General features: G+C 37.0%; 23 protein-coding genes and 1 pseudogene. 3 read left to right on the top strand and 21 right to left on the bottom strand.

What is annotated here, in order from left to right; all coding sequences use genetic code 11:
• Positions 1-555: 555 nt before the first annotated feature.
• Positions 556-732: a hypothetical protein gene (locus ABVJ71_RS10060; RefSeq protein ID WP_353853917.1), complete on the top strand. Its 177-nt coding sequence runs from the start codon at positions 556-558 to the stop codon at positions 730-732.
• A 52-nt stretch (positions 733-784) separates the two neighbouring features.
• On the opposite strand, the gene ABVJ71_RS10065 is transcribed toward ABVJ71_RS10060, so the two are convergent.
• Entirely contained in the window at positions 785-1,561 is a 777-nt protein-coding gene (locus ABVJ71_RS10065) for a sulfite exporter TauE/SafE family protein (protein WP_353853918.1), read from the bottom strand.
• Between the two features lie 798 nt (positions 1,562-2,359).
• Here ABVJ71_RS10065 and glpT point away from each other — a divergent pair.
• Positions 2,360-3,694, top strand: a complete 1,335-nt coding sequence (gene glpT / locus ABVJ71_RS10070; RefSeq protein ID WP_353853919.1) for a glycerol-3-phosphate transporter — start codon at positions 2,360-2,362, stop codon at positions 3,692-3,694.
• Positions 3,695-3,786: 92 nt separating this feature from the next.
• Positions 3,787-4,668, top strand: a complete 882-nt coding sequence (locus ABVJ71_RS10075; protein WP_353853920.1) for a glycerophosphodiester phosphodiesterase — start codon at positions 3,787-3,789, stop codon at positions 4,666-4,668.
• 37 nt (positions 4,669-4,705) lie between these two features.
• On the opposite strand, the gene ABVJ71_RS10080 is transcribed toward ABVJ71_RS10075, so the two are convergent.
• The 20 genes and pseudogenes from ABVJ71_RS10080 to ABVJ71_RS10175 all read right to left on the bottom strand — a co-directional run bounded on the left by ABVJ71_RS10080 (position 4,706) and on the right by ABVJ71_RS10175 (position 23,765).
• Positions 4,706-6,094, bottom strand: coding sequence for an amino acid permease (locus ABVJ71_RS10080; protein WP_353853921.1), 1,389 nt, complete (start codon positions 6,092-6,094; stop codon positions 4,706-4,708).
• 277 nt (positions 6,095-6,371) lie between these two features.
• Positions 6,372-6,520 (bottom strand): annotated as a pseudogene (locus tag ABVJ71_RS10085) (sodium ABC transporter ATP-binding protein); the annotation flags it as partial.
• A 5-nt stretch (positions 6,521-6,525) separates the two neighbouring features.
• Positions 6,526-6,861, bottom strand: coding sequence for a GntR family transcriptional regulator (locus ABVJ71_RS10090; protein WP_353856634.1), 336 nt, complete (start codon positions 6,859-6,861; stop codon positions 6,526-6,528).
• Between the two features lie 193 nt (positions 6,862-7,054).
• The gene (locus ABVJ71_RS10095) at positions 7,055-7,312 is read right to left on the bottom strand and encodes a DUF418 domain-containing protein (protein ID WP_353853922.1); all 258 of its coding nucleotides are present in this window, start codon (positions 7,310-7,312) and stop codon (positions 7,055-7,057) included.
• 483 nt (positions 7,313-7,795) lie between these two features.
• Positions 7,796-9,127 (bottom strand): hypothetical protein, encoded by a 1,332-nt coding sequence (locus ABVJ71_RS10100; RefSeq protein ID WP_353853923.1) that lies wholly within the window; start codon positions 9,125-9,127, stop codon positions 7,796-7,798.
• 13 nt (positions 9,128-9,140) lie between these two features.
• Entirely contained in the window at positions 9,141-9,512 is a 372-nt protein-coding gene (locus ABVJ71_RS10105; RefSeq protein ID WP_353853924.1) for a hypothetical protein, read from the bottom strand.
• Positions 9,513-9,572: 60 nt separating this feature from the next.
• Complete coding sequence (locus ABVJ71_RS10110) at positions 9,573-9,761, bottom strand: hypothetical protein (RefSeq protein ID WP_353853925.1); 189 nt, start codon at positions 9,759-9,761, stop codon at positions 9,573-9,575.
• 294 nt (positions 9,762-10,055) lie between these two features.
• A complete protein-coding gene (locus tag ABVJ71_RS10115; RefSeq protein ID WP_353853926.1) occupies positions 10,056-10,196 on the bottom strand; it encodes a hypothetical protein in 141 nt (46 codons plus the stop codon).
• A gap of 98 nt (positions 10,197-10,294) precedes the next feature.
• Entirely contained in the window at positions 10,295-10,714 is a 420-nt protein-coding gene (locus ABVJ71_RS10120) for a TlpA disulfide reductase family protein (RefSeq protein ID WP_353853927.1), read from the bottom strand.
• Positions 10,715-11,230, bottom strand: a complete 516-nt coding sequence (locus ABVJ71_RS10125) for a HEAT repeat domain-containing protein (protein ID WP_353853928.1) — start codon at positions 11,228-11,230, stop codon at positions 10,715-10,717.
• Between the two features lie 18 nt (positions 11,231-11,248).
• Positions 11,249-12,670, bottom strand: a complete 1,422-nt coding sequence (gene skfF / locus ABVJ71_RS10130; RefSeq protein ID WP_353853929.1) for a sporulation killing factor system integral membrane protein — start codon at positions 12,668-12,670, stop codon at positions 11,249-11,251.
• Positions 12,663-13,385, bottom strand: a complete 723-nt coding sequence (locus ABVJ71_RS10135) for an ABC transporter ATP-binding protein (RefSeq protein ID WP_353853930.1) — start codon at positions 13,383-13,385, stop codon at positions 12,663-12,665. The genes skfF and ABVJ71_RS10135 overlap by 8 nt, the downstream gene beginning before the upstream one ends.
• 17 nt (positions 13,386-13,402) lie before the next feature.
• Positions 13,403-14,893 (bottom strand): CPBP family intramembrane glutamic endopeptidase, encoded by a 1,491-nt coding sequence (locus ABVJ71_RS10140; RefSeq protein ID WP_353853931.1) that lies wholly within the window; start codon positions 14,891-14,893, stop codon positions 13,403-13,405.
• A complete protein-coding gene (gene skfB / locus ABVJ71_RS10145) occupies positions 14,886-16,121 on the bottom strand; it encodes a sporulation killing factor system radical SAM maturase (protein WP_353853932.1) in 1,236 nt (411 codons plus the stop codon). Before skfB ends, ABVJ71_RS10140 begins: the two co-directional genes overlap by 8 nt.
• A gap of 64 nt (positions 16,122-16,185) precedes the next feature.
• Positions 16,186-16,353: a sporulation killing factor gene (gene skfA, locus ABVJ71_RS10150; RefSeq protein WP_353853933.1), complete on the bottom strand. Its 168-nt coding sequence runs from the start codon at positions 16,351-16,353 to the stop codon at positions 16,186-16,188.
• 1,395 nt (positions 16,354-17,748) lie between these two features.
• Entirely contained in the window at positions 17,749-18,303 is a 555-nt protein-coding gene (locus tag ABVJ71_RS10155; RefSeq protein ID WP_353853934.1) for an NAD(P)H-dependent oxidoreductase, read from the bottom strand.
• Positions 18,304-18,327: 24 nt separating this feature from the next.
• Positions 18,328-19,563 carry an MFS transporter gene (locus tag ABVJ71_RS10160; RefSeq protein ID WP_023626365.1) on the bottom strand — a complete coding sequence of 412 codons (1,236 nt, stop codon included), beginning with the start codon at positions 19,561-19,563 and terminating at the stop codon, positions 18,328-18,330.
• 16 nt (positions 19,564-19,579) lie between these two features.
• Positions 19,580-21,751 carry an insulinase family protein gene (locus ABVJ71_RS10165; protein ID WP_353853935.1) on the bottom strand — a complete coding sequence of 724 codons (2,172 nt, stop codon included), beginning with the start codon at positions 21,749-21,751 and terminating at the stop codon, positions 19,580-19,582.
• Entirely contained in the window at positions 21,732-22,667 is a 936-nt protein-coding gene (locus tag ABVJ71_RS10170; protein WP_353853936.1) for an NAD(P)-dependent oxidoreductase, read from the bottom strand. The genes ABVJ71_RS10165 and ABVJ71_RS10170 overlap by 20 nt, the downstream gene beginning before the upstream one ends.
• A 12-nt stretch (positions 22,668-22,679) precedes the next feature.
• Positions 22,680-23,765, bottom strand: coding sequence for a pyridoxal phosphate-dependent aminotransferase (locus ABVJ71_RS10175; RefSeq protein ID WP_353853937.1), 1,086 nt, complete (start codon positions 23,763-23,765; stop codon positions 22,680-22,682).
• Positions 23,766-23,767 lie beyond the last annotated feature (2 nt).

Consider the following 23,767-nt stretch of genomic DNA (forward strand, 5'->3'; position numbering starts at 1 on the left):
CATAACTAGCAAGCTGTAAGAATAGAAAAATTAAAAAGACAACATAAGGACAAAGCTAAAAAACCGAATCACCCACACACCTTGATTTACACACCAATTATAGGTAAACTGATGAAAAATCAATGAACGTCAACAATGTAGATCAGGAATAGTAGCTTGAATCGATCTTTAAAAGAGAGAGCGTTTCCCTGGGAAGTTCCTACTGACATCTTCCAGTAGACCTGCCGATTTAGTACCCTTGAAGATATTGAACAAACACTTTCAAAAGAAAATCGTCTGATCAAAGCCATGTTGTGCGGCAACGGGATCTGTAACGACGAAATAAAACAGGAGCCAACTCACGCTGTATTCCATTTAAACAAGAAAACGTGTGTTTGCTGCGGAAAACCTGCAACTGATATGTTGCTGGACAAGAACCTACTAATCGAAGAATCATCCTTTACAATGCTTCTATTTTGCTAAAAAGAGTCAAAACCCATTGACCTTACCTAAACGATCACCTATAATTCTTATTAAAATAATCGGTTTTTAAGACTTTAAATGGAGTGATGACGTATGAGGTTATGGTCATCTTTATTCACAGAACGCTGCCCTAAATGTAAAACGGCATTAGAAGTCTCAAAATCCAATGCCCTGAAAGGCAAAGTCATTAAAACATGCCCCAACCTTCATTATCAAAAAGAATACCACCCAGCACTTGAAACCTATATCGAGCACGATGACGTTGAATAAAAAAGACCAACTTACTTTTAGCAGCTCCTGCTCCCTCTGTTGGTCATTTTATTTATAATAAATCCAGCCAAATTTTCATCGCTGTCGCTGTAATTATCACCGCAAGTAGCCATTGCAAATAGACGGCATTCATTTTCTGACCCACCTTTGCACCAATCGGAGCGGCTATCAAGCTTGCTACTATTAAGACAACAGCCGGAATGAGCATCACTTGACCAGTTAGCACTTTCCCTGTCGACGCCCCAATGGCAGAAAGAAACGTAATCGCAAGAGACGACGCAATCGTCATCCGTACTGGAATGTTTAAAATAGACAGCATGACTGGCACCAAAATGAACGCCCCACCTGCTCCTAAAACACCTGAGACACTGCCAATTAGAAAAGAAATACCGGATGCCAATCCTTTATGAAAAGTCACCTCTTCCTCCACTTCTGCACGCTGTCCTTTTTTCGGGATCAGCATGAGGATAACGGCTACAATGGCGAGCAATCCATAGACGAGATTTATCCCTTTCTCCGGCATGAAATGTGATACATAACTGCCTAATAAGCTGCCCGCCAATATACTGCATCCCATATATAAAATCAACGAGCGATGTAAAAATCCGCTTTTCCGATAGGCCAGTACACCACCAAGCGTCGAAAACAGGACTTGAATAGCACCAATACCTGACACCTCGTGTGCCGAAAGTGACATTACACCTACTAGAGGAGGAATATACAAAAGCATTGGATAATTAATCACAGATCCCCCAATGCCAACCATTCCTGATAAGAAGGAACCAATCAATCCGATGAAAAATAATGTAATCAAAAACGCAACATCCACGTTGGTCTCCTCCTTTGAAAGGGAACCTTTAGCAGAGAACCTTACAGCCTTTACCCCCTTTTCTCAATCAGAACTTCAGTACATACCCTTCATCCATTCTGTGTGTGGCTGCTTGACTTCATCCATACCGCTGATTTAGCCCTTTATCTGTTGCATGTATTTCTAATGCTTTGAATAATCCGATAGGGCATGCGAGCCCCGTTACGTCTAAAATGTGATCTAATATCATCTGATCATCCTCTATTTTTTATTTTATTGAACATGATCAAATCGCACAATGGTTTAGACCAAATTCCATTTCTCGTTGCTTTTCTTCATCTAGATTCAGCTCTTCCCCATATTGCTTTGCCGATTGTCTTGATCAGCATGTGGATGTGCAAGCAGGTTCTGCGTAATCATCTGTCTAAACACGATTTCACCTTCAATGTTGAGTCCATGAATTTTTTCAAATAATTAAAAAAAGAAAACACAGTCGCTAATCTCTTTTATGCGCGGACATAAATAATAAGGCAAGAATACGTTTAAAATCGAATGCGATTACCAAACTATGAAACCAACCGAAAATTGAAGTATCCATTTAATCACTATGAAAAAATCCGCCATTGTGCGGATTTTTTGATTACTTGATTTTTCCAAAATAATGACAAAAGCCTCATCATAAATACCCCTTTCATCCGATATGATTGGAGTACAAAAGAAAGCGTTATCAATTCTTTTGTCTCTGAAAAAGTACAAGATCTGAACGACTCTCATACTTTTTCTTCATGTCAAATATGTATCTATAAAAGGAGGATCTTTATGTTGAATTGGTTCAAACCAGCCCCGCATATTGAAAAGCTTGATGATGCCAAGATAGACGAAACCTATAAACGGTTACGCCTGCAAGTCTTTTTAGGGATTTTTATTGGCTATGCCGGCTACTATTTGCTGCGCAAAAATTTCGCCTTTGCCATCCCTTATTTACAGGAGGAAGGGTTCACGAAAAGTGAATTAGGCTTTGTCCTAGCGGCAGTCTCCATTGCCTATGGATTTAGTAAATTCATCATGGGGATGATCTCTGACCGCTGTAACCCTAGATACTTTTTAGCGACCGGACTTTTTCTATCCGCTCTCATCAATATCTTATTTGTCTCATTTCCATGGGTGACATCCAGTGTATGGATCATGTTTTTATTCATGTTTTTAAACGGCTGGTTTCAGGGAATGGGCTGGCCGCCATGCGGACGTACGATGGCGCATTGGTTTTCTATTAGTGAACGAGGAACGAAGATGTCCATTTGGAACGTCGCTCATAATATCGGCGGGGGAATCCTTGCACCGCTCATTACATTAGGCATTGTGCTGTTTGCTACTTGGAAAAGTATCTTTTTCTTCCCTGCCATCACTGCCATTATTGTTTCTTTCGTCATCATTCTTCTCGTACGAGACACGCCGCAATCTGTTGGTCTCCCGCCAATTGAAGAATATCGAAATGACTATCCAGCCCAGAAATATGAAGATCAGGAAAAAGAATTAACAGTGAAGGAAATCTTGTTTAAATATGTACTGAACAACAAATTCCTTTGGTATATCGCCATTGCCAACATCTTTGTTTATTTCGTCCGTTATGGCGTCGTTGACTGGGCACCAACATATTTGACGGAAGCAAAAGGTTTCTCACCAGAGAATTCCCGCTGGTCTTATTTCCTTTATGAGTATGCCGGCATACCAGGCACACTATTGTGCGGATGGATCAGTGACCGCTTCTTTAGAAGCCGCCGCGCTCCAGCAGGCGTGATCTTTATGGCAGGTGTTCTCATTGCTGTACTCATCTATTGGTTAAACCCAGCTGGCAATCCAATGGTCGATAACATTGCACTCATCAGCATTGGCTTTTTGATCTATGGGCCTGTCATGCTCATTGGACTGCAAGCAATTGACCTCGCCCCTAAAAAAGCAGCTGGCACCGCTGCCGGACTAACAGGTTTCTTCGGTTATATTGGTGGCTCTGCCTTTGCCAATGCGATGATGGGTGTTGTTGTTGATCACTATGACTGGACAGGAGGCTTCATTTTACTCATCAGTTCATGTGTGCTTGCCATCGTTTTCCTTGCAATGACGTGGAATACAGGCAAGCGGGTAGAGACAGCTTAATAAAACTCACATAAAAGATTTATATCCACCCAACATGCTCTTTACATCTATTTTTTATGATAGAGGCAGTTACCGTAAAAGGAGGATAAAAAATGAAGAAAAGTAGATTTCTTTCTTTTGTGTTACTCTCTTTTGCTTTGCTGTCTTTTGCGTGGGTGCCGACAACCATATCGGCACACGAAAATCTTTTATCTCCAGATCTTATCCTAACCGTTGCACATCGCGGAGCATCAGGGTATGCACCAGAGCATACCCTTGCTTCCTATAGACTCGCCACAAAGATGAATGCGGATTACCTCGAACTCGACGTTCAAATGACAAAAGATGGACACCTCATCGTCATGCATGATGAAACCGTTGACCGGACAACAAACGGAACAGGCTGGGTCAAAGACCTCACACTTGCCGAAATCAAACAGCTCGATGCTGGGGCATGGTTTAACGAAGCCAACCCCGACAAACAAAATGCCAACTATATTGGACAGCAAGTCCTCACATTAGATGAGGTATTGCGCTATTTCGGCAAACGAGAGAATTATTATATTGAAACAAAAAAACCAGACCTTTACCCGCAAGTGGAAGAAAAGCTATTGGCCACCTTAAAGAAACATCATCTTCTCGGAAAACATACGAGAAAAGGGCAGGTCATCATTCAATCCTTTAGTCAAGACAGCCTGCTAAAACTACAAAAACTTGCCCCTCACCTTCCGAAAGTACAGCTCTTAGACAGAGCCCAAATGACGGCCATCACAGACGATCAGCTCGACTTCATCAAAACTTACGCAGTGGGTATCGGACCGAATTTTAGAGCATTAACTCTTGAGAATGTGCAGCAGGTCAGAAGCCACGGGCTCCTTCTTCATCCATATACAGTAAACAGCGAAGCAGACATGACCCGTCTTCTGCAATATGGCGTCACCGGCCTTTTCACCAATTTTCCAGATGTCTTTCAGCGTGTAAAAGCCTCGCTGTAAACAACAAAAGCCTTGCGGTGAACCGCAAGGCTCTTTATTATCTCACTATTTGATCAGCTGATGCTGTTTGGATCGGTTTCCGCTTTCCAATACCAAATGCATAAAAGCTAAGCGCCACTAAAGCCAAGAACACAATCCCTACAATAAGAGAAATACGCGTATCTTGATTAAAATACATAAACACAAGGACCAACAACAAAAAACCAATCGTGACATAATTAGAGATTGGGGCAAGCGGCAGCTTAAATGGATGACCATCAAGTGCTGCACCCTTTACCTTTCGAAAACCAATATGACTAATCAAAATCACAAACCAAGGCACCATACCTGGAAGTACACTCGCACTATACACATAGACGAAAATATTTGGAGGAGAAACATAATTCAGGACAACTCCTACCGCCAAACCAACAAGCACAGCGATTGTACCAAAATACGGCACACCGTTCTTTGAGATTTTTGTAAAGAAGGCTGGCGCCTGTCCATTCATACCTAACGTATAAAGCATACGCCCCGCACTGAAAATACCACTGTTACAGCCAGACATAGCTGCTGTAATCACGACGAAGTTAATAATACCAGCAGCCGCTGTAATACCGATTTTCGCAAACGTCGCCACAAATGGACTGCCAAGGGTATTCAGCTGATCCCAAGGATACACTGTCACAATGACAAAGATCGCACCAATATAAAAAATCAAAATACGCCAGATGATACTTTGAATTGCACTTGTCAGCGTTTTTTGCGGATTTTTTGCCTCACCTGCCGTAATCCCGATCAGTTCAACCCCTTGATAGGCCGCAATGACAAGAGACAGCGCAAAGAAGAAGCCACTCATTCCACCCGTAAAGAAACCGCCATGCGTCCAAAGATTAGACAAACCAATAGCTGTTCCACCATTTCCAAATCCAAAGAAAATAATGCCTAGACCCGCAATAATCATCAAGATAATCGTCACAATCTTGATCATCGCAAACCAAAATTCAAACTCACCGAAAGATTTCACTGAAATTAAATTAGCCGCACCTAAAATGATCATTGCAATCAAACCTGGAAGCCAAGCCGGTAATTCCGGGAACCAATATTTCATATACGTTCCGACGGCAATCATTTCAGACATCCCGACAATGACCCACTGGAACCAGTTACTCCAAGCGGTCATATACCCCGCAAGCGGATGAATATATTGATGTCCAAATGTAGCAAACGATCCAGTACTCGGTTCAAGATATAACATTTCTCCCATGGCACGCATAATAAAAAAGATAAAGACTCCACACACCGCGTACGCAAGGAGTACCGACGGACCTGTCCATTGAATGGCACTGGCTGATCCCATAAAAAGACCAACACCAATCGTACCGCCAAGTGCAATCATTTGAATATGACGCGAACTTAACCCTCTCTTTAATCCCTTTTGAACCACTTTTCTTCCCCCCTCATCAACATAAAACATAAAAAAATCAGAATGTTCATTCTGATTACGAATCATCAATCTATTGATGTATATTATCATAATAAATCTACCCTTAAAAAACAATTGTTTTTTTGAGGGAAACACTATTTTCCTAATATTCCGAAATTAAAACCCCTTCAATTTTGTTATTTACATATAAAGAATTTAGTAATCTAGCATCACTAAATATATTTTTAAACATGACCTTCTTCTACTAAGTGAAGACAGAACAATGATAAATAAAAAAAGACAGAATCATTTTGATGGTAGTCGACTTACCAGCACCATTTTTTCAGACCCTGTGTCAAAGCTTTTCTTTACTTGTAAATCAAGTTCTTGAACTGAAAAGTCTTTGAATCGTTTTGAAACCTCTTTGAATTCAATTACATGTTCCACTCATCTCACTCCCCATATAAGAACCTTAATAACTGCTGCAATTCATCAAAAGATAAGCCTAATTCCTTGCCGTTTGTGACAACCGCTCCAAGCTGTTCCTCAATCACCTTCAATTTTTTCTCTCTCATGACCTCTAGGTTTTGCTCCGCAACAAATGATCCCTTACCGACAATCGAATAAATAAATCCTGCCTTCTCTAACTCTTCATATGCTCGCTTTGTTGTGATGCCACTGATTTGTAAATCCTTCGCCAGCTTTCGAATAGACGGCAATGCCGCGCCTTCCGCCAGCTCCCCCGTCAAAATCATCGATTTGATTTGATTCGTAATTTGCTCATAGATGGGCTCCTTAGAATGGTTTTAAATTGTAATCTGCATATAAAAACCTCTTTTTTTCTGATAGTTGGAACAAAATAATGTATATACAATATATACACACTAAATTACTTTTAAAAACGTTCTCTTCACTTTTTGATGGCATAGAACTAACAAACCGCACAGCCCTTAAGCTATGCGGTCAATCATATAAAACGTTTTATATCCAATACATCCAGCTTCCCATGAGCCATTCCACCGGACCTCTTCTCCATTTTTTCAAATAGAGATAGCTGATGAACAGCTGTGCTGTGTAAAGCCCGACAGCGAGCATCAGTCCCCACATTGACCCCATCTGTCCAAATAGACCAAGTCCATAAGAATTGAAAATCGTTGCACAAATGATCGACTGCGCCAAATAATTTGATAGAGACAAACGGCCCAGCCCTGCAAGCCGTAGCACGATTTTTGTTAACAAACCAAATTACTAACCATCATAAAACCATAAATAAAGGGTTTCAAAAGGAGAGGAATTAAGTTATTATGTGCAAAAAGGGAAAAAGGGGATATTATGTTAATTTTGAAGCGTTTTGTATATGGTTTTATTATTTTTTATTCCATATTTTTAAGCACCCTCTTTATATACAGATTTATAAATGGAGGGACAGGAGATAGTAATGAAATTTTCGTATATATTATTTTGCTACTATCGTATATACCATTGCTCACCATTATTAGTTATTTTATATTTTCTTATACTTTTGGTTACTTCAGATTAAATCCAAAGCTTAAAATCTTTATTGTTGCTATATTAACATCTATCTTCATTAGCTTTTTTCTAGAAATACAACTTAATGACCTTTTTTTTACAATCAATTCTTTCATTTCTGCTTTCATCATGAGCTTAATTTTACCTATTTTTAAAAACAACCTCACTAAAACCAAGTGAGGTTGTATCTTTTTATATCTTGGAATTTATGCTCATTCTAGCAGAAGGTGCTACAGGAAACAGATACTCAAATCCCTTATTAGATGCCTTAAAAAGGGTGATACTAACATCTGTATACGGAATATATGCATACATTTCGTGACTTGGAGCTTGGTCTCTTGAGCCACTGACAGTAATTCTTCCATTTTTGTAAATGACAATGCCTGCTCTATAATTAATAGATGGTGTAACAAAACCAAAGTCATTAAAACCTACTGTTGCATCATGATCAATGACATAATAATTCATATTTTTATCTTTTTTTCCCTGTTTAAAAATAATATTTTTATCTGTTGGTTTCTGCTGTTTTTTAAATTTTCCGTTCTTATCATAAAGCCTTGTATAGTTCACATTCTTTTTGAATGTTGTTTTCGACCCATTTTTTGTAAATCTAACAGCCGTTTCAACCATTGTTCGATGAGTACCATTAGAAAAACTAAACGATCTATTATCCCCACCAAACTTATCTTTAGATGTTATTCCGCTAATTATCGAAGCAGCTGGTGCATATTTAGTTGGTATAAATGTCCGGTAATTCACACCTACTTGATTCGGATAATAATCAACAGGAGGTGTATATCCTGATGTACTCATCTTATCACTTTCTGGAATTTTAATAACTTTAATATATTCGTAAGGTCTGTAGTAATATGATTTAGCATCTGCAAAACTAATTGTTTGACCTCTATTACTCAACTCCGAATTAATTTCTTTGATTTCGGAATCACTTAATCTGTGATACACCACAAACTTATATGAATATGTTTCACCACTTTTAATTTCTAAATCTTTAAAACCATTACTGGCATCTTTCGAGATAAGCTTATCATCTTTATATAGTTCTATTTTTCCACTAAAATTATCATTAACATTTCCTCTTAATTTTAAATTGATCGAGTTATCGATAATAGTACTATCTATGTAGTCTTCATCATTCAAAGGATTTGCTACATCTTTTTCATCATTTGAATTCATCAGCTTCATCTTTTTATTAGCCAATGTTTTTGTATCTACTTTTATTACATCAATCTTTTTGCCTTCTTTAAACCTTAGAATGTCATATTCTATAGGAGTATTTTCTTCTAAACCTTTATGGGTAAATTTAGGCTCTACACCTTTCCATAATAACTCACCATTGGAATATACCTCATAATTATCTCCATTATCTTCCCAATTCAGATCAATTTCATTCACTCTGGATTTAACATTTACTTGTGATGGTTCTAGTTCCTCTGCTTTTAAATCTTGAACAAAAAACAGAAACGAAAAAGAAATTACCGCTAAGAAAATTAACTTATAGTTCAAAAGAATCCCTCCCTTAAACAAAACTAACATATAATAATTTACAATACAATATTTTGTATAAATTTAATTTTTTTACTTTTGAAAATATGGATTTTACCCCTTGGTCTTGATGAAACGATATTATCCCCAATACACCTATCTTCCCATGAGCCATTCCAAACAATGCAAACGGATCAATCATCATCTTACCGAAAAGAAACCCAAGTATCGGCATAAGCATAATGATCATGATCGCCTTAATAATGGTGACAATCATCATATCAACTTCAATCGTAATCCGTCTCAACAAAATCCCCCCATACGCACCCTTCGCATACACATCGATTAATAAATCATCATTTCCATAAACAAAGTTCATCATGGATGGCACAACGACTAATGACAAAATACCTAATACACCTTGCCCATATAAGCGTTGTTTTCACCTAGCTACCCATACACATCTTCAAGAAAAACGTACAAGCTCCATAATAAAGAAGAATATCACTATTCCAAATAAATATTTATGAAGTATACCAAGCACAATGAGACCAAAGCTACGGCGGACGACGATGGCATTCGTATTCAGCCCCTTCGACTGCGTTGATTCAATCAGCTTGACCAAAGAGTATCCAAACAAAAATGAAAAAATCAAATAAAACGACCCCTGCTACAAAATTTCCGTCACAAATACCCCAAACTCCTGTTCCCACAGGCTCGAATCAACCTTTTTCTCAAAATCATAATCCTATTGAAAATTAAGCATATTCACGATCATCAAAATACCTAATAAACTATTAATTAACTCAACCCTAGATCCCTTCAACACAACAGCTCCTTCGAAAAAAAATAAAAATAAAACTTCCAAACTTTTTAAAAATTGGTTCATATCCCTATGAGAAAGGATACGTTTTCAAGTAAATTTAATAAAAAACCTAGAATATACATTCTAGGTTTCATACGAATGAATTGATGAATGATGACTTTCTTCTTTCCTCATCACACGCTTCAAATAAAACAAAATCCCCAATCCGAACAAAATCAACGTCAGCTCCCAGTCTGCTGAAATCGGCAACCATTTCAGCATCATGAGAGTCAGCAAGACAGCTCCCACACCTGCGAAAAAGACCGCATTTCTTTTTCATTCTTTGTTTGATTGAAACAAAACGCTCTCCTCCATAACCCTTATTAAGATTGTTTTTCTAACTTTTTCAATATCTTCTCCCAGCCGGTATCTCCCATTTTTCGATCTACTAATTGCCCCTCTTCATCCATTAAACAAAAGCTAGGCAATCCTTGCACCTTATATTTTGTGACGATCTCATAATCTTGATCCAAAATAATTGGAGCTGTGATATTCTTTTCTTCCGCATACGTTGAAACAACGTCTATTGATTTTTCTTCCTCCGTATACGGCACATGAACACATGTTACATTGATTCCTAGCTGATTCACACTTTGCAAAACATCCTTTGTTAACTCTTCACAATGAGGACAGTTGATCGACCAAAAATAAAGGAGTTGGATACGACCTTCTGACGAAAGCGGTTGATCTGAACGTCGAATCCAAGGTAGATGATCAGGCCATTTAAACAGTTGAGTCTCCATTTACTCATCCTCCTTTTCTTTTAATTGAAAAGCAATGATTTTCCCTAATGCCTCCTCTGCAGCAAACGGTGCGACATTCCCAGAAGGATTCTCCTGTTCGTGTTTTAAACACTCGTACATGTTTTTTTCAATTTTTGACGGATCAATCCAAGAAATACACCACGATGCCCAAAAACAAGTAGGGCCTTCATAACGCTTAGCCAACGGAATGAGAAACGGTAAACTAGGCTGACCAATCCTCATGAGTGAGATCGCAGCCGCCATTCTCGTTTCCTCCTCTTCACTTTCTAGTAACTGTGCAAGTGACTCTGCGGCTTCTCCTGCATCTGCTCCAAACTCACCCAGTACAGCCGCTGCAATATTCCTTAAAGACCCCTCTTCTTTCAAGGCTTCAACAAGGACTGGAACTGCATCTTTCCCTGACTTTTTCAATTCTCCCATCGCTTGAACGATCGTCACTTCATTTGTATTGACTAAATGTTGAACTGAATTGTATAACTTATCTTCAGGTTTCATTAAAATCAACTCCCCTTATTAATTGGTCGCACGGAACCGATAACAAACAGCACAATACAGCAACCCAATTATGATGAATGTAATCGTTGTATACCAGCCATCAGTGAAAGCATGAATCCCTATTAAACTAAGAGCACTTATCACTACTGCGATGAACAACGATCGATAATATACAACCATTGATAATCTCGCTTCTCGTCTCAATGGTTGAGTGAAAGCAAACAGCCTTGTGGCCAAAAACCATATATAAAGTCCTACCCCATACATAGACCAATAAAATAAATCAACTACCTCATTGAAAAGAAGAGAGATGAAGTAGACAATATATAACCATATGGTCTGAAATCCCTCCAATATAAGGATTTTTTGATAAAGGGCACCTGGAAAAAGGTACAGCACGCCTGTTTGTGCATGCCTTACGATTCCAGCATAATATGAACTCAGCATAACTGATGCAAGAATGATGACATTGAATAATATCAGCCATTCTGAAAAAAAAGAAAGCACCACATAAAACAGACCAATCAGTAGCATGGTAGACAAAAAGTGGAAGGTGATGTATTTTCTGATCAACAATAATTCTAGCCACAGGAAAGCCCAGTTGCCGGTTAATTTTTTTCCCCCCCACCATGTGTTGCTCTTTTTTTGAAGCATCTGATTTGAATGGATTTGTTTTCCTTCAAATTCTTCCCAAAACTCCGCCTCTTTGACTAACGACTCCTTCATCTCCAAACGGTTGCAAGCCAGATAAATAGTCACCAAAGATAAAGCCATAACCCCGAGAAATATAAATAAATAGAGAAGTGAGACCGTTTCAAACATACGCCCAACATGATTCATAAAAGAATCGGCTTCGCTTAAAAACGAGAAGCGTTGCAGGATAAATCGACTCAAAAAAAGCAATAAATAACAGCCAAACATCATCAAAAAAATAAACAAGTAGATTCGTTTGTACGCTTTAATGGTTCTAGCAGAAGAAACAGCAATCATCCATGTTTCAACCATGAGTAACATGCCAGTCAGAATTAAAGATTTCCCGAGTAGAAAAGGATATTGTTGTGTAAAGAAAAAAATAAGAAAATCCGTAAAAATGGCAGAGACAATAAGTAGAGCACTTCTCCAAAAAATGTGATACATCCATACACTCATCACCACTGTCCATAGAGAAGCACCATTCCCATATAACCAAATGATATCGTTCATTTGACTAGGTAGCCGATTCGAAAACAAACCAAATCCAGTATAGAGAATAAAAAGAAAAACAATCATCCAACCTGCTACACTAGAATCCCAACTACCCATGCTCAAGACGGCACTGAGCTGAAAACCAATCGCTCCAACTAAAAGCAACAATATGAGTAAAGGCATTTTCTTTTCTTGGTTTTTGCTGATAAAACGCCTTTTGGACTTGGTCCATAAAAGAGAAATCGTATTATTCACTTGACCACTCTCCCAGAAGTTGGATCACTTCTGACCTCCATCTTATTTGCTCTTCTTTCAATTGAGGAACAAGAATACTTTTCATGATTTCACCGTCTCGAATCAGAATCACTCTGCTAGCTGTATCAAGAACGAATTCCAAACTATGAGTAGACACAAGAACAGAGCCACCATCACAGCTTTTTTGTTTCAACCAATGCGATAGCCATTGTTTTGAAGGAATATCTAATCCCACAGTAGGTTCATCCAATAAAAAGAGTGAAGCATCTTGAACAATCGCTCCTGCTAAGACGACACGTTGTTTTTGGCCTCTCGAAAGCCTCCCGCACAGTTCGTTCATCTTATTCTCCATATTTACTTCTGTCAATGCTTCATGTACTTTTTCTTTTATATGCTTTAAGCCTTTATGATATCCTCTTGCACGAAATTGAACATGTTCAGCAACCGTTAACTCGGGATACAAATACGGTTGATCCGGAATAAGTGCCACTTGCTTTTGAACATGAATATGACCAGGGGGAGAACCCTCTATGAGAATCTCCCCTTGATCCGGTTTATATAGACCCGTCAAACACCGAATCGTTGTTGTTTTACCAGCACCATTAGGTCCAAGCAGTGCAACGACTTCTCCCCGCTCGATGGAAAATGACAAATTCTCTATCCCATCACCGTTGCTATATCGTTTGCTTACGTTCTGTACCTCCATGAATGGCATGAAATCTCTCCTTTATATTAGAGTGATGTTTGCTGAGACTTTTTCGTATGTATATACCTTTGAAGTTTAAATTGCCATAAGGGCATACAAACAAGTACAAGATTATGAATAAAATGTGCGACCAATACACAAATAAAACCATATTTTACGAAAAGGAAGCCAAGGAAACATCCGAATACAAAAAGATGCATCCATCGAATCCATCTAGGATCATACCCTGTGACTTGATGCATGATAGCCCACAACAAAGATGAGAGTAAAATTGACAACACAATACTTTCACTTAACCAAAATAGTAAGGAAATGATTAAAAGTCGATAAATCACTTCTTCCCCAATAGAACTCTGCAGACTCATATTTAACCCTTGTCTTAAGGTAAAGCCTGATAAGAACATGCTTCTATTCGATAACTCTGGGGAAATGCGCAAATGATTTCGGCTCTCTAATAAATAAAAAATAAGAGATGTGATCCCTAAACTGATTAATCCGGCACCAAACCCTATAAAAAACTGACCACCGAACTGATCTAACCCATTCCAATTCAATTCATTCGCAAGCGCCTCTCCTGCCAATGAACATACAAATACTACAAATCCTGTAAGTAATCCTGCAAGAAGTGTTGATATGACCCCAAGTAAACGTACCGTACTCACGCTCATTCTTGCATCGTAAGCATTTACAATTGTCAACTGTATATCTTCCTTGATCGTAAGAGATTGTACAAAAACGATGCATAAACCGAGTATAAGGCTAAGCATGATTTGAGTTTGAACTTCCATCAATACTAAGACGAGAATCGCCATCACCATTGCCGCAGCCGACCCCAACATACCTGAAATGCCAAAAGTAGATTCTACTTGTTCATCTCGTATCACTTTATTCATCTGATCTGTTAGAATCTCTACATCTGTTCCTATATAGGTGATAACACCAGCTTGCATTTCAACCGTCAGCTTCAGCCGAACATCTTCCTCTTCTGTAAGATACCAATACGTTTGAATTTCGCGAAAGTCCTCTTCCTTTGAACCTGAACCAGTTGTTTTTGCCTTCGTCCATAGTCCTTTAGAAGATCGGGTTAATTGCTGCTTTAATATTTCCGGTGATAATTGTTCAGTTTTTTTAGATAGTGATTTTTGACTCACATCTGCATAAAAGAACGTCACTTCACGTCTAGCATTCACTCCTACAACAAATGATTGGTGTTGATGGACAAAGCGAACTCGCCATGATTCAACCAAACCTAGATCGTGAAGTATGCTTCGATTTTTCTTCAGTAACCCTAAATGATGGAGTTTGTTCACTGTCTCATGATCGTACCAATAGACTGAATAAACATCCCATTCATCAACATTGACTCCTACAAATTCTTTGATAAATTCAATGCTGATTTCTCTTGCTTCACGTTTATCTAAAAGGTTTGACTCAATGGTCGACGTTTTATACTTAAGAAATAGCACAATCCCTATCAACCCAAGCCCACCCCAAAAAATGAATGTAAAGCTACTCATTTGCGATTCCAGCTTTCATTTCGTTTTGAAAAGGCAAATCTGGTTCCGATAATTCAACTTTCCCTATGCATTTGCAGTTTTTCGCTTCACACTTTAATTGTAATAGACGTGCGGGTGAACCAATATCAAATAGATGATCATGTAATATATGGCCTAGAGAAACATCTTCCAATTGACAAGGCGTTACATAGCCGTCCGCTCTTATATACCAAGCTAAGTAGCCAGGCGTACAAAAATCAGTCGTAAAAGAACTCTCTTCATGCCCCCAATCAATTATATTCAAGTGATTCCCCCATTTATGACGTGCTTGCTGTAATTGACTTTGAACACGCTGTTCAAAGTCACTGTCCAGCGCTTTATAATTTTTTGTTGCACGCCCAACAGACAATGTTTTCCCAGCACGGAAAATTGAAGCATTCGCATTTGCACAGTGATCAATAACCTCTGATACTTGGTCTGCATTCATTTCGTTAATGGTCATTGCAACAATGACAGGTACTTGAGCTTCTGCCAAATGTTTGATCGTTTGCATACTCTCATGATAAGCACCTTTTCTACCTCTAAGTGAATCATGCGTATCACTCATGCCATCAATGCTAATTTGTACAGATACATTTCCAAGATGACTAAGCAATTCTATTTCTTCACGTCTCCAGTTAAGTCCGTTGCTAAAAACATTAACATTTGTAAACAAGCAACTGGCAGCCATAACGATTTCTTTAAATCCTTTTATTAATTTTGCTTCTCCTCCAGTTAAAGTAACATCTGCTACGCCTTGCGCTGCTAACTTTTGCATCACCATGATCCACTGTGAACGATTTAATTCGTTCGGATAGGGCTTGCCTGAACTGGCATAACAAAAGGAACAGCCTAAGTTACAAGCATTGGTTAATTGCAGAGTGCAGCTAACAGGCATATAGGTCTGCAGCGACCCAGAAATTTGAATCGGTCGATCCAACAAACCCTGTGTCCATGCTTCTGTAAAAGGGTGAGCACTCAGTTCTTCTCGAAGCTGATCTGCAGTCAGTTCTTCCTTTTTCACAATTTCCCAAATACGTGCGGTTTTGGCCAGATCTTTATTTTTGGATAATAAAAATGCCAGTTGAGCACCCCTTCCGCTTAGTCTAAAATAATACATCGACTTCCTATCTATCATGACAGCTCCATGAGGCTGTAAATGGATGGCTAGTTCAGGTAAATCGTAATCTACTACTTGATTATTTGACATAAATAGACACCCCTTTTTGAAGTATAAGGAGTTAGCAAAATATGCTCAACTCCCTATGTTAGCATTAAAGAGCCCGCATAGCAGGATGTGGTAGAACACAAACACGTGTCATGGCAATACTTTTTGAGGCCCAGCACCCCATACATCCAGCCGCCTTCACAATGGAAGTACCACCTTGACGCTTAAGGGCTTTTTTACTCACAGATTCCCATTCTTTTTGGTTTCTTTTCATAAGTAAAACCTCCTCTTAAATTTTGCATAGTGTCAATAGACCCACCTACCATGCACCCTGATATTACCATATGAAAGGTGTCGAAGTAAGGGGAATTTTGCTATTAATTCTAAAAAAATACTTATTAGGAAAAATATATAAATGGTAATGAGAGATTGAACAAATAAAAAAGATTGGACAGCAATATCCAATCTTTTCGTCTCAGCTTTTCTCTATATGGTGGTTTTGAAACAATCCTCATTAGAAAGAATGTGATATTAATACTCAATTAGATTTATCAATATTGTTTTTTTATCGTAAGTAATATTCTTTATCACCCCAATTGCATTGGGTACTGTAAGATTATTTCCCTTTAAGCTCTTGATCTTAAATTTTTCGTCTAATGCAATTTTTGCTAAATCTACTTCCAGTGCTTCCCGATTCTCTTTAATTCATTTATTTACTTTAAATGATCTTTTTTCGCCATAAAAACACCCCTTTAGACAATCATATCCAAAGGGGTAAAACGGTACAACTTTATTTCTAATCTAGTTGAAAAGTGACAATAAAGTTATTTAATTTTAAAACCTCAAACAAGCATAACCTCGTTATAAATTTAGGACAGGGGAAAATAAAGTTGTTTAATTTTTAATAGAAGATACTTCACTGTACTAAGAATACAACAATAAAGTTGTTTAAATCTATAAGTTGCTCCATAATGAATAATCTACTGTTTAACAATCTTTTTTATAAAATATAAGGGTTATTTTAGTTCAATTTCTTACAAACACCTGTTTTGATATAGCCACCCATTTCATATAGATAACAATTACGTTCCTCTTCTAAAATTGTAACTAATCCCCAATTAGTAGCTTTAATAATAATTTTCTCAACTGAAATAATAGCTCTGAGCTATACCTTTACTTTGGTGGCATCATCAATAAATAAGACAAGGTACACCTGCTTATTCTTCCTGTTGGGACCGATCGGAAGAAAAGGCCCATACTTTATATCCGATTGCCAAAGACTATTGCCGAAGCGTTTCTGAAACCTGGGGGCAAGCTGTGCCAAAGCTGGTATACATTCGCATTTGGTGGAACTGTAGCCTCGTTCGGTCAGTTTCTCCTGTAATGTGTTCCGTTTCAAGTGTCCGGGCTGTGCTTTTCCTTCCCACTCCAAAATCTGAATGGTTTGGCTTACACTTCGACCCAGCACTTCTCTTCTTAGAAGAATGGCTTCTTCCAATAGGTGAAGAGGTACAGCCTTCTTTATCTGTTTCACGGTTTTACTTTTGGGTTTTAGCCCCTAGCATCCTTCAGCTGTTCTGTCATTATTTATAAGGTGCATTTCATAATAATTATTTGCCTGAAGTTTCAATAATAAAAGGTTTTATTAGACTCGTAATACCTATATGCTTTACTTACTGAATTTTTCTGTATAATGTATTAACTGGTCTGTAAAAGCAGCAATCCTCTTATGAATATCACCTGAATTAATTACATAAGTATCACCTTGCATAATAAAATCACTGTTACAGGTGGAAATTTGCATTGGAATTGCTAATCCTAATAATCCCCTAACGACAATTCGTAAGTGGTCTAAAGGCTGAGTGCTTCGTAATCCTCCGCCGTTGGCTACAATACCAATTGGCTTATTCATCAAAATATCCATATTTAATATATCGAGTGCATTTTTTAAAACTCCTGAATAGGAATTATGATAATTTGGAGACCCGATAACTAATGAGTCGGCATCTGTAGCTAGCTTCACAAATTCTTTTACTATAGAACTTGGGTGTTGTCCTGGAGAATGATGAAATTTGGGATCAACAAAAGGAAGGGGTTGTTTTTGTAAATCCCACACAGTTATTTCACATCCTTTTTTTTGCAATTGCGAACCTATTTCTGTAACTAATGCAGTGGTATGTGCAGGTTTGGCTGGGCTCCCAGATATTAAAAAAACTTTTAACATGATAAATACCTCTTTCATATAAAATTAATAACTTGATGACTGATAAGCTATCTCTGTTGTATCCGATTTACTTATGCTTCTATACCATAAGTATGAAAACAAACCAGTGGTTATTAAAACGTAAATAGTTATAAATGTAAAAGATATAAATAAGGAAAATGCAGATAATATACCTCCGACGATTAAATACGCAAATGCATCTGCGATATTCCCTATACTAGATCTTACTGCCATTACTTTTCCTAACATATTATTCGGAGTTCTCAACTGTAATAATGTAGTCATGGTTGTGCCAGATATTGTACTTCCGAACCCAATAATTAATGCAGCTAATATAATGTACTCTATGCTACTTGTTAAACCGAGTAGAAAAAACGCCACGCCCCTTACAGCATATCCTGAAAAAATCCATATAACGGGACGCTTAACCTTTCTAGTGGCAAGCCAAAATGAAGATATTGTAGATGAAAAAGCAATAGCTGATAATATATAGCCAAACATGCTACCTTCAGTCATATTCATTGAACTTAAAATCTTCGGTATTCCAAGTTGAATTACGCCTACTCCAACTAATAATTGCGATGCAAAAGCTAACATTATTATTGCAATACCTTTATTCTTATAGCTCATAAACTTAATGCCTTTCCACGCATCTTTTAAAATTGAAGTTTTTTCGCTGTCCATCTCCTGTTTAGTCTCAGGAAATCTTACACCGAAAATAAATAAAGCAGATAAAAAATAAGTTATGCTGTCGATATACAACAGTTGGGAAACATTGAAATCAAAAATTAAAAGCATGCCCCCTAAGGTAGGACCCAACATCATTCCTAAATTCTGAGTTGAACCAATGTATGAATTAACTTTGTTAAGTTGCGTCTTATCTTCCACTAGTAAAGGAATACTAGCTTGGATTGCCGGATGAAAAAAGGCTCTAAACGCGGTTATTAGAAAACTCACTATAACAATTTGTTGTACAGTCAATATATTTAAGTCATATGCTACTGGTATTGAAAGTGATAAAATACCACGAACAATATCGCATAAAATCATCAATTTCTTCCTGTCTACACGATCACTAATAACCCCAGCGAAGACACCTATAAAAAAATACGGAATGATAGATGTGAAAAGTATAGCTCCTGCCCCAAAAACAGAATCAGTGTACTCAAATGATAAAAGAGTAAGAGCTAACGTATATATAGCTGTACCAAATATAGACGTTGCGTCCGCGGCCCAAATCAATTTTAGATTTCGGTTCATAAAAACCCCCCCTAGTTCAATTGGTGAAATTAACCTCTATGAATTCCTCTGATAGAATGTCGTTTATAAACGACTTAAAGCTCATATTTAGCTCTAAACTTGATTTTGTGTAGTGGCCTGTCCGGTCAATATCTCTCACTAGTTGTGATATTGAGTTGTGATTTTGAGGATTGTAATAAACCCACATATTTTCAAACCAAATCTCAATTGAATTGGAATTATCTTCCAAATAAAATAACCATTCTCGAACAACGCCTTTGAATAAAATTTTGTTACATGGGTCGCATTGAATACCCCAATAAATATATAAATCGTCCCCAAGTGTTATCAAACTTTGTACAATTCGGTAAGATAGTCCTTTTTCTCGAATTAAGCTTTCTAATGTTGGAAAGTTTGGATTGGTTCCAAAGGCTGTTTCTTGTAAAATTAAGGCGCATAATGATGATCGTCTGGGTAGCCGAGTGATTATTGCTACGCCATGGAAATTAGCTTTAATTATCTTGTTATCTATTGTTACTTGTTCTCTTTGTATAGTCCGCGGAGTCTCTATGTTGCTAAATTTTTCAAAATATTTCTCTTTAATTACATTGTTATTTGGAGTAACTATACTAATGCCTACAAGGTACCCTCTATCTTTTATTTGGGGGGTTTTAAAGACTTTAATAATTCTCCGCTTCATTTCTATTTCCAGGTTTGTCATATGCTTTTCTTCATTGGTCTTAAGGTGTGGTTTCCATCTGTATGCAAGCAAATGTACTATGGATTCTGTCATGGTTTTTTCACTAAAAAAAGAAATATGGTACAGCGTGTACCATCCTTCATACCTAACGCTTTCTAACATACCTTTAGTGAGGATTTCAGGTGGTAGTTCTTTTGGTATTAAAAGGCGACCTATCCCCTGACAATCTATTCGGATCAGTAAATGATACCTCTTAGTCAAAGGTGAAGAAACAGCTGTATAATAATTAGAATTATTTCTTATTATTATAGGTGAAATAAGACCCGTTTCAGTATTGGTGTGATTGGATAAGTTCTCTACGGTATCCTCTTTATGATTTTTTATAATAGACTTTTTTGTGGAAATATACCTTATATTTGGATTGCTAATTGAATTACAAAGATAAAGACCATTTTCATAAGATATCTCTTTTATTATTTTTTGTTGCCAATCTTCTATATCTCCGAGTATTAATTTGTCTGATTGGTTGATGTACAGATTATTTATATACTTTATTCTCGTTTGTAAATCTTCTGCTGAACGATGGTAATTAATATGTAGCTTGATTAGTGCCTTATTAAACTCTTGCAAAGTTATAGGATATTCTAAACATGAAATGATTTTTTCTATATTGCATTTCTTTGCTTCGGGTGATATTGAGTCAAGTGTTAAAACACCGGCGTGATTATAAATTTGGATTCTGAGTGTAAATGTACCTGAAAAAGATTTTTTTACCCTTGAGTCCCAAATGTTTTTTAAAACTTCAGCGTATAATTGATGGGATTTATCTATATTTAAAAACCAGGCTCCACCTACAAAAGGGGTTTTGATATCTTTTGGTATTAAGCTTTCTCCTTGTCCAATGGTAAGAAGTTCAGTACAAAACCGTGAATTAGAATGATGATTTTCTAATAAATTCGATTCCTCGATGCAATTTAGGATATACTCCCTTTCCCAAGGGCCAATTACATTAACCGATGAAGCTTTTTTATATAAACTTAATCCTTTTTCTAAGTCGGATTTATTTATTTTGGAAATTTGACTATAACTTCCTAATATTGATCTTCCGTAATCCTTACCATTAAAAAGGAAAAAATGAAGATATTCTAATGCCTTATTTCTTTGGTTTATATTAAATTGTTTAATTTCATTCTTGATCGTATTTCTTTCCTGCTCTAAAATTTTTTCATCAATTGTGAGTTGCCAATTAAAATGGCTAAAAACAGTTTTAATGTTATTCTTTGAAACATAAAAGTAATAGTTTGTTTCATCCCTTTGAGTCTGGGCGGTTAATTTACCTTTTCCGAATTCATGCGTAGAGCAAAAAATGTGTTCTAAAAAGTGTGCCACACCAATCTTAACACCATTATATGCTGCTCCTATAGGAAAATTGATATTTACAATCCCTACATCTAAACTTGGAAGAGTTTCGATGTTCTGCTCCGTTTGGTTAATTAGGTACTTTTCCATAATAATCACCTATGTACTCTAAAGTTTTTTGGAGATTGTATTTTGGAGAAAAATTATATTCTTTGATGGCTTTTTCTATGGGTAATGGTTTATTAATTTTTGGTTGTGGCGTTTGTAAATTGTTCGTTTTTTGAATGAAATTCTTATTATAAGTTCTTTTTAAATCAAATAACAATTCTTCACCAGATGTTATTTTACCTGGACCTAAATTTACAACATCAAACTGCTTGCTTTTTTCCAAGTTACTTACGATGAAAACTGATAAATCTCTAACATCTAAAAACTCATTTGAACTTAACAAAAGGTTATCTAGTTCTATTTGTGCATCATTTGATTTAATAATTTGATTTAACGACCTGCTCATCCAATTGCCACTTAAATTTGGATTTGGACCCACTGTCCCTGTAGGTCTTATTACTAATGCATTGCATTCTGTATACTCTGTAATCGATTTAACGATTTGTTCATTGTATAGTTTTGTTGCTCCATAAATAGATAATGGTCTGGGTAGACTTTGTTCTGTTCGGCTTTCGGTGTCATTTCCATACACAGCAAGCGAGCTAATATATATTAATTTATCTATCCTCTTCTTACTACAAACAGCCTGAATAGATAACAACAGTTGACTTTCATTTAGCAAAGCTGCTCCTGAATGCTTTTTAAACGAAGGATGTAAGGATCCAGCAGCCACAATTATATTCTTAATATCATAGGAATCTATTAAACTTAATAAACTGGCACTATCATATATTGGTCTTTGTATAGCTTGTTCTGGGTTTATTTGTGTTACTGAATTGGCATAATCAAAGTCTATACGGTGCGCTTGCATAATAAAATCATGTTCATTTTTATTATTTAGTTCTTTAGCTACATGAACTCCTATTAAGCCACCTCCAATAATTAAATATCTAGCCATAGTAATTCTCCTTTACAAGTTATTTACATTAGAGTAAATTTGCTCAATTCGGTGAAGAGCTTCAAAAAACTTAGCATCTTCAACTCCGGCATTCAGTCTAACTATATGGGAACTTGTATTACCGAAAGCAGTCCCTGGCATTAGTTGCAAATTCATTTTTTGCCTAGCAAGATCAGTAAACTTCACAGCATCTATCCCCAACTCTTTTGTATCTATGCAAACATAAATACCTCCGTCAGGTGAATAAAATGGTATATTTTTGGTGGAGAAAAACTCTGCTGCACCGTTTAGCCGATTGGTGATTTTTTTTGAAAGTTTTTCAGGGTAATCGTTTAAATATTCAATGGCATATTTAGCTATTTCTTGACCGATCCAAGATGTTGACATACCTAAATTCCAGTGAATTTCCCTTAAATTTTCAATAATTTTTGGATGAGCAATTACACAGCCGATTCTAATACCTGCGATTCCATATGACTTTGATAAACTGTAAATAAAAATAGTTTGATTTGGGATTAATTCGCTTGGGCTTGTTATATTAGTGTCTCTGGTGAAATCACGATACACCTCATCTGATACACACAAAACTTTATATTTTTCACATAACTCGCACAACTTTTCTACTACATAATTTGGAGCGATATATCCAAATGGATTATTGGGGTTATTCCATATGATGGCTTTAGCTCCATTTATAAATTCTTTTTCAATTTGTTCCAAAGTTTGTTCCCAGTCTTTGTGAGGACCGATGTAATATTCGATTAATTCTATACCATACTGCTTAGCGGTTTTTCTGTATAAAGGAAAACACACATTGGGTATTAATAACCTTTGGTTTGAAAACAAATGATAAAAGGCGCTTAGCCCCATTGAGGCCCCTGCAGTTACCAATACTTGACTTACCTTTAATTCTTTATTGTATAAAGGTTGGAAGTGTCGCGACAACAATCTGCGTAATTCGTAAATGCCATATGGGTTAGTATATCCTTGCCAATCCTCTAACACCTTTGATGAAGTGAATTTTTTAAGTTTTTCACTAGGTCCTCCTATTATTTCTCCTAGTGATAGGTCGATGAGACTTAAACTGGTGTTTATCATAC

Origin of the sequence: Bacillus sp. Bos-x628, assembly GCF_040500475.1 — a bacterium.
Lineage (GTDB): Bacteria > Bacillota > Bacilli > Bacillales > Bacillaceae > Bacillus > Bacillus maqinnsis.

Coding starts and splice junctions, on each gene's coding strand:
- glpT (WP_353853919.1), top strand. CDS start 2,360: ATGTTGAATTGGTTCAAACCAGCCCCGCATATTGAAAAGCTTGATGAT.
- ABVJ71_RS10170 (WP_353853936.1), bottom strand. CDS start 22,667: ATGGCTAGATATTTAATTATTGGAGGTGGCTTAATAGGAGTTCATGTA.
- ABVJ71_RS10140 (WP_353853931.1), bottom strand. CDS start 14,893: ATGAGTAGCTTTACATTCATTTTTTGGGGTGGGCTTGGGTTGATAGGG.
- ABVJ71_RS10135 (WP_353853930.1), bottom strand. CDS start 13,385: ATGCCATTCATGGAGGTACAGAACGTAAGCAAACGATATAGCAACGGT.
- ABVJ71_RS10120 (WP_353853927.1), bottom strand. CDS start 10,714: ATGGAGACTCAACTGTTTAAATGGCCTGATCATCTACCTTGGATTCGA.
- ABVJ71_RS10165 (WP_353853935.1), bottom strand. CDS start 21,751: ATGGAAAAGTACCTAATTAACCAAACGGAGCAGAACATCGAAACTCTT.
- ABVJ71_RS10160 (WP_023626365.1), bottom strand. CDS start 19,563: ATGAACCGAAATCTAAAATTGATTTGGGCCGCGGACGCAACGTCTATA.
- ABVJ71_RS10155 (WP_353853934.1), bottom strand. CDS start 18,303: ATGTTAAAAGTTTTTTTAATATCTGGGAGCCCAGCCAAACCTGCACAT.
- skfB (WP_353853932.1), bottom strand. CDS start 16,121: ATGTCAAATAATCAAGTAGTAGATTACGATTTACCTGAACTAGCCATC.
- ABVJ71_RS10115 (WP_353853926.1), bottom strand. CDS start 10,196: ATGATGCTGAAATGGTTGCCGATTTCAGCAGACTGGGAGCTGACGTTG.
- ABVJ71_RS10075 (WP_353853920.1), top strand. CDS start 3,787: ATGAAGAAAAGTAGATTTCTTTCTTTTGTGTTACTCTCTTTTGCTTTG.
- ABVJ71_RS10175 (WP_353853937.1), bottom strand. CDS start 23,765: ATGATAAACACCAGTTTAAGTCTCATCGACCTATCACTAGGAGAAATA.
- ABVJ71_RS10060 (WP_353853917.1), top strand. CDS start 556: ATGAGGTTATGGTCATCTTTATTCACAGAACGCTGCCCTAAATGTAAA.
- skfA (WP_353853933.1), bottom strand. CDS start 16,353: ATGAAAAGAAACCAAAAAGAATGGGAATCTGTGAGTAAAAAAGCCCTT.
- ABVJ71_RS10125 (WP_353853928.1), bottom strand. CDS start 11,230: ATGAAACCTGAAGATAAGTTATACAATTCAGTTCAACATTTAGTCAAT.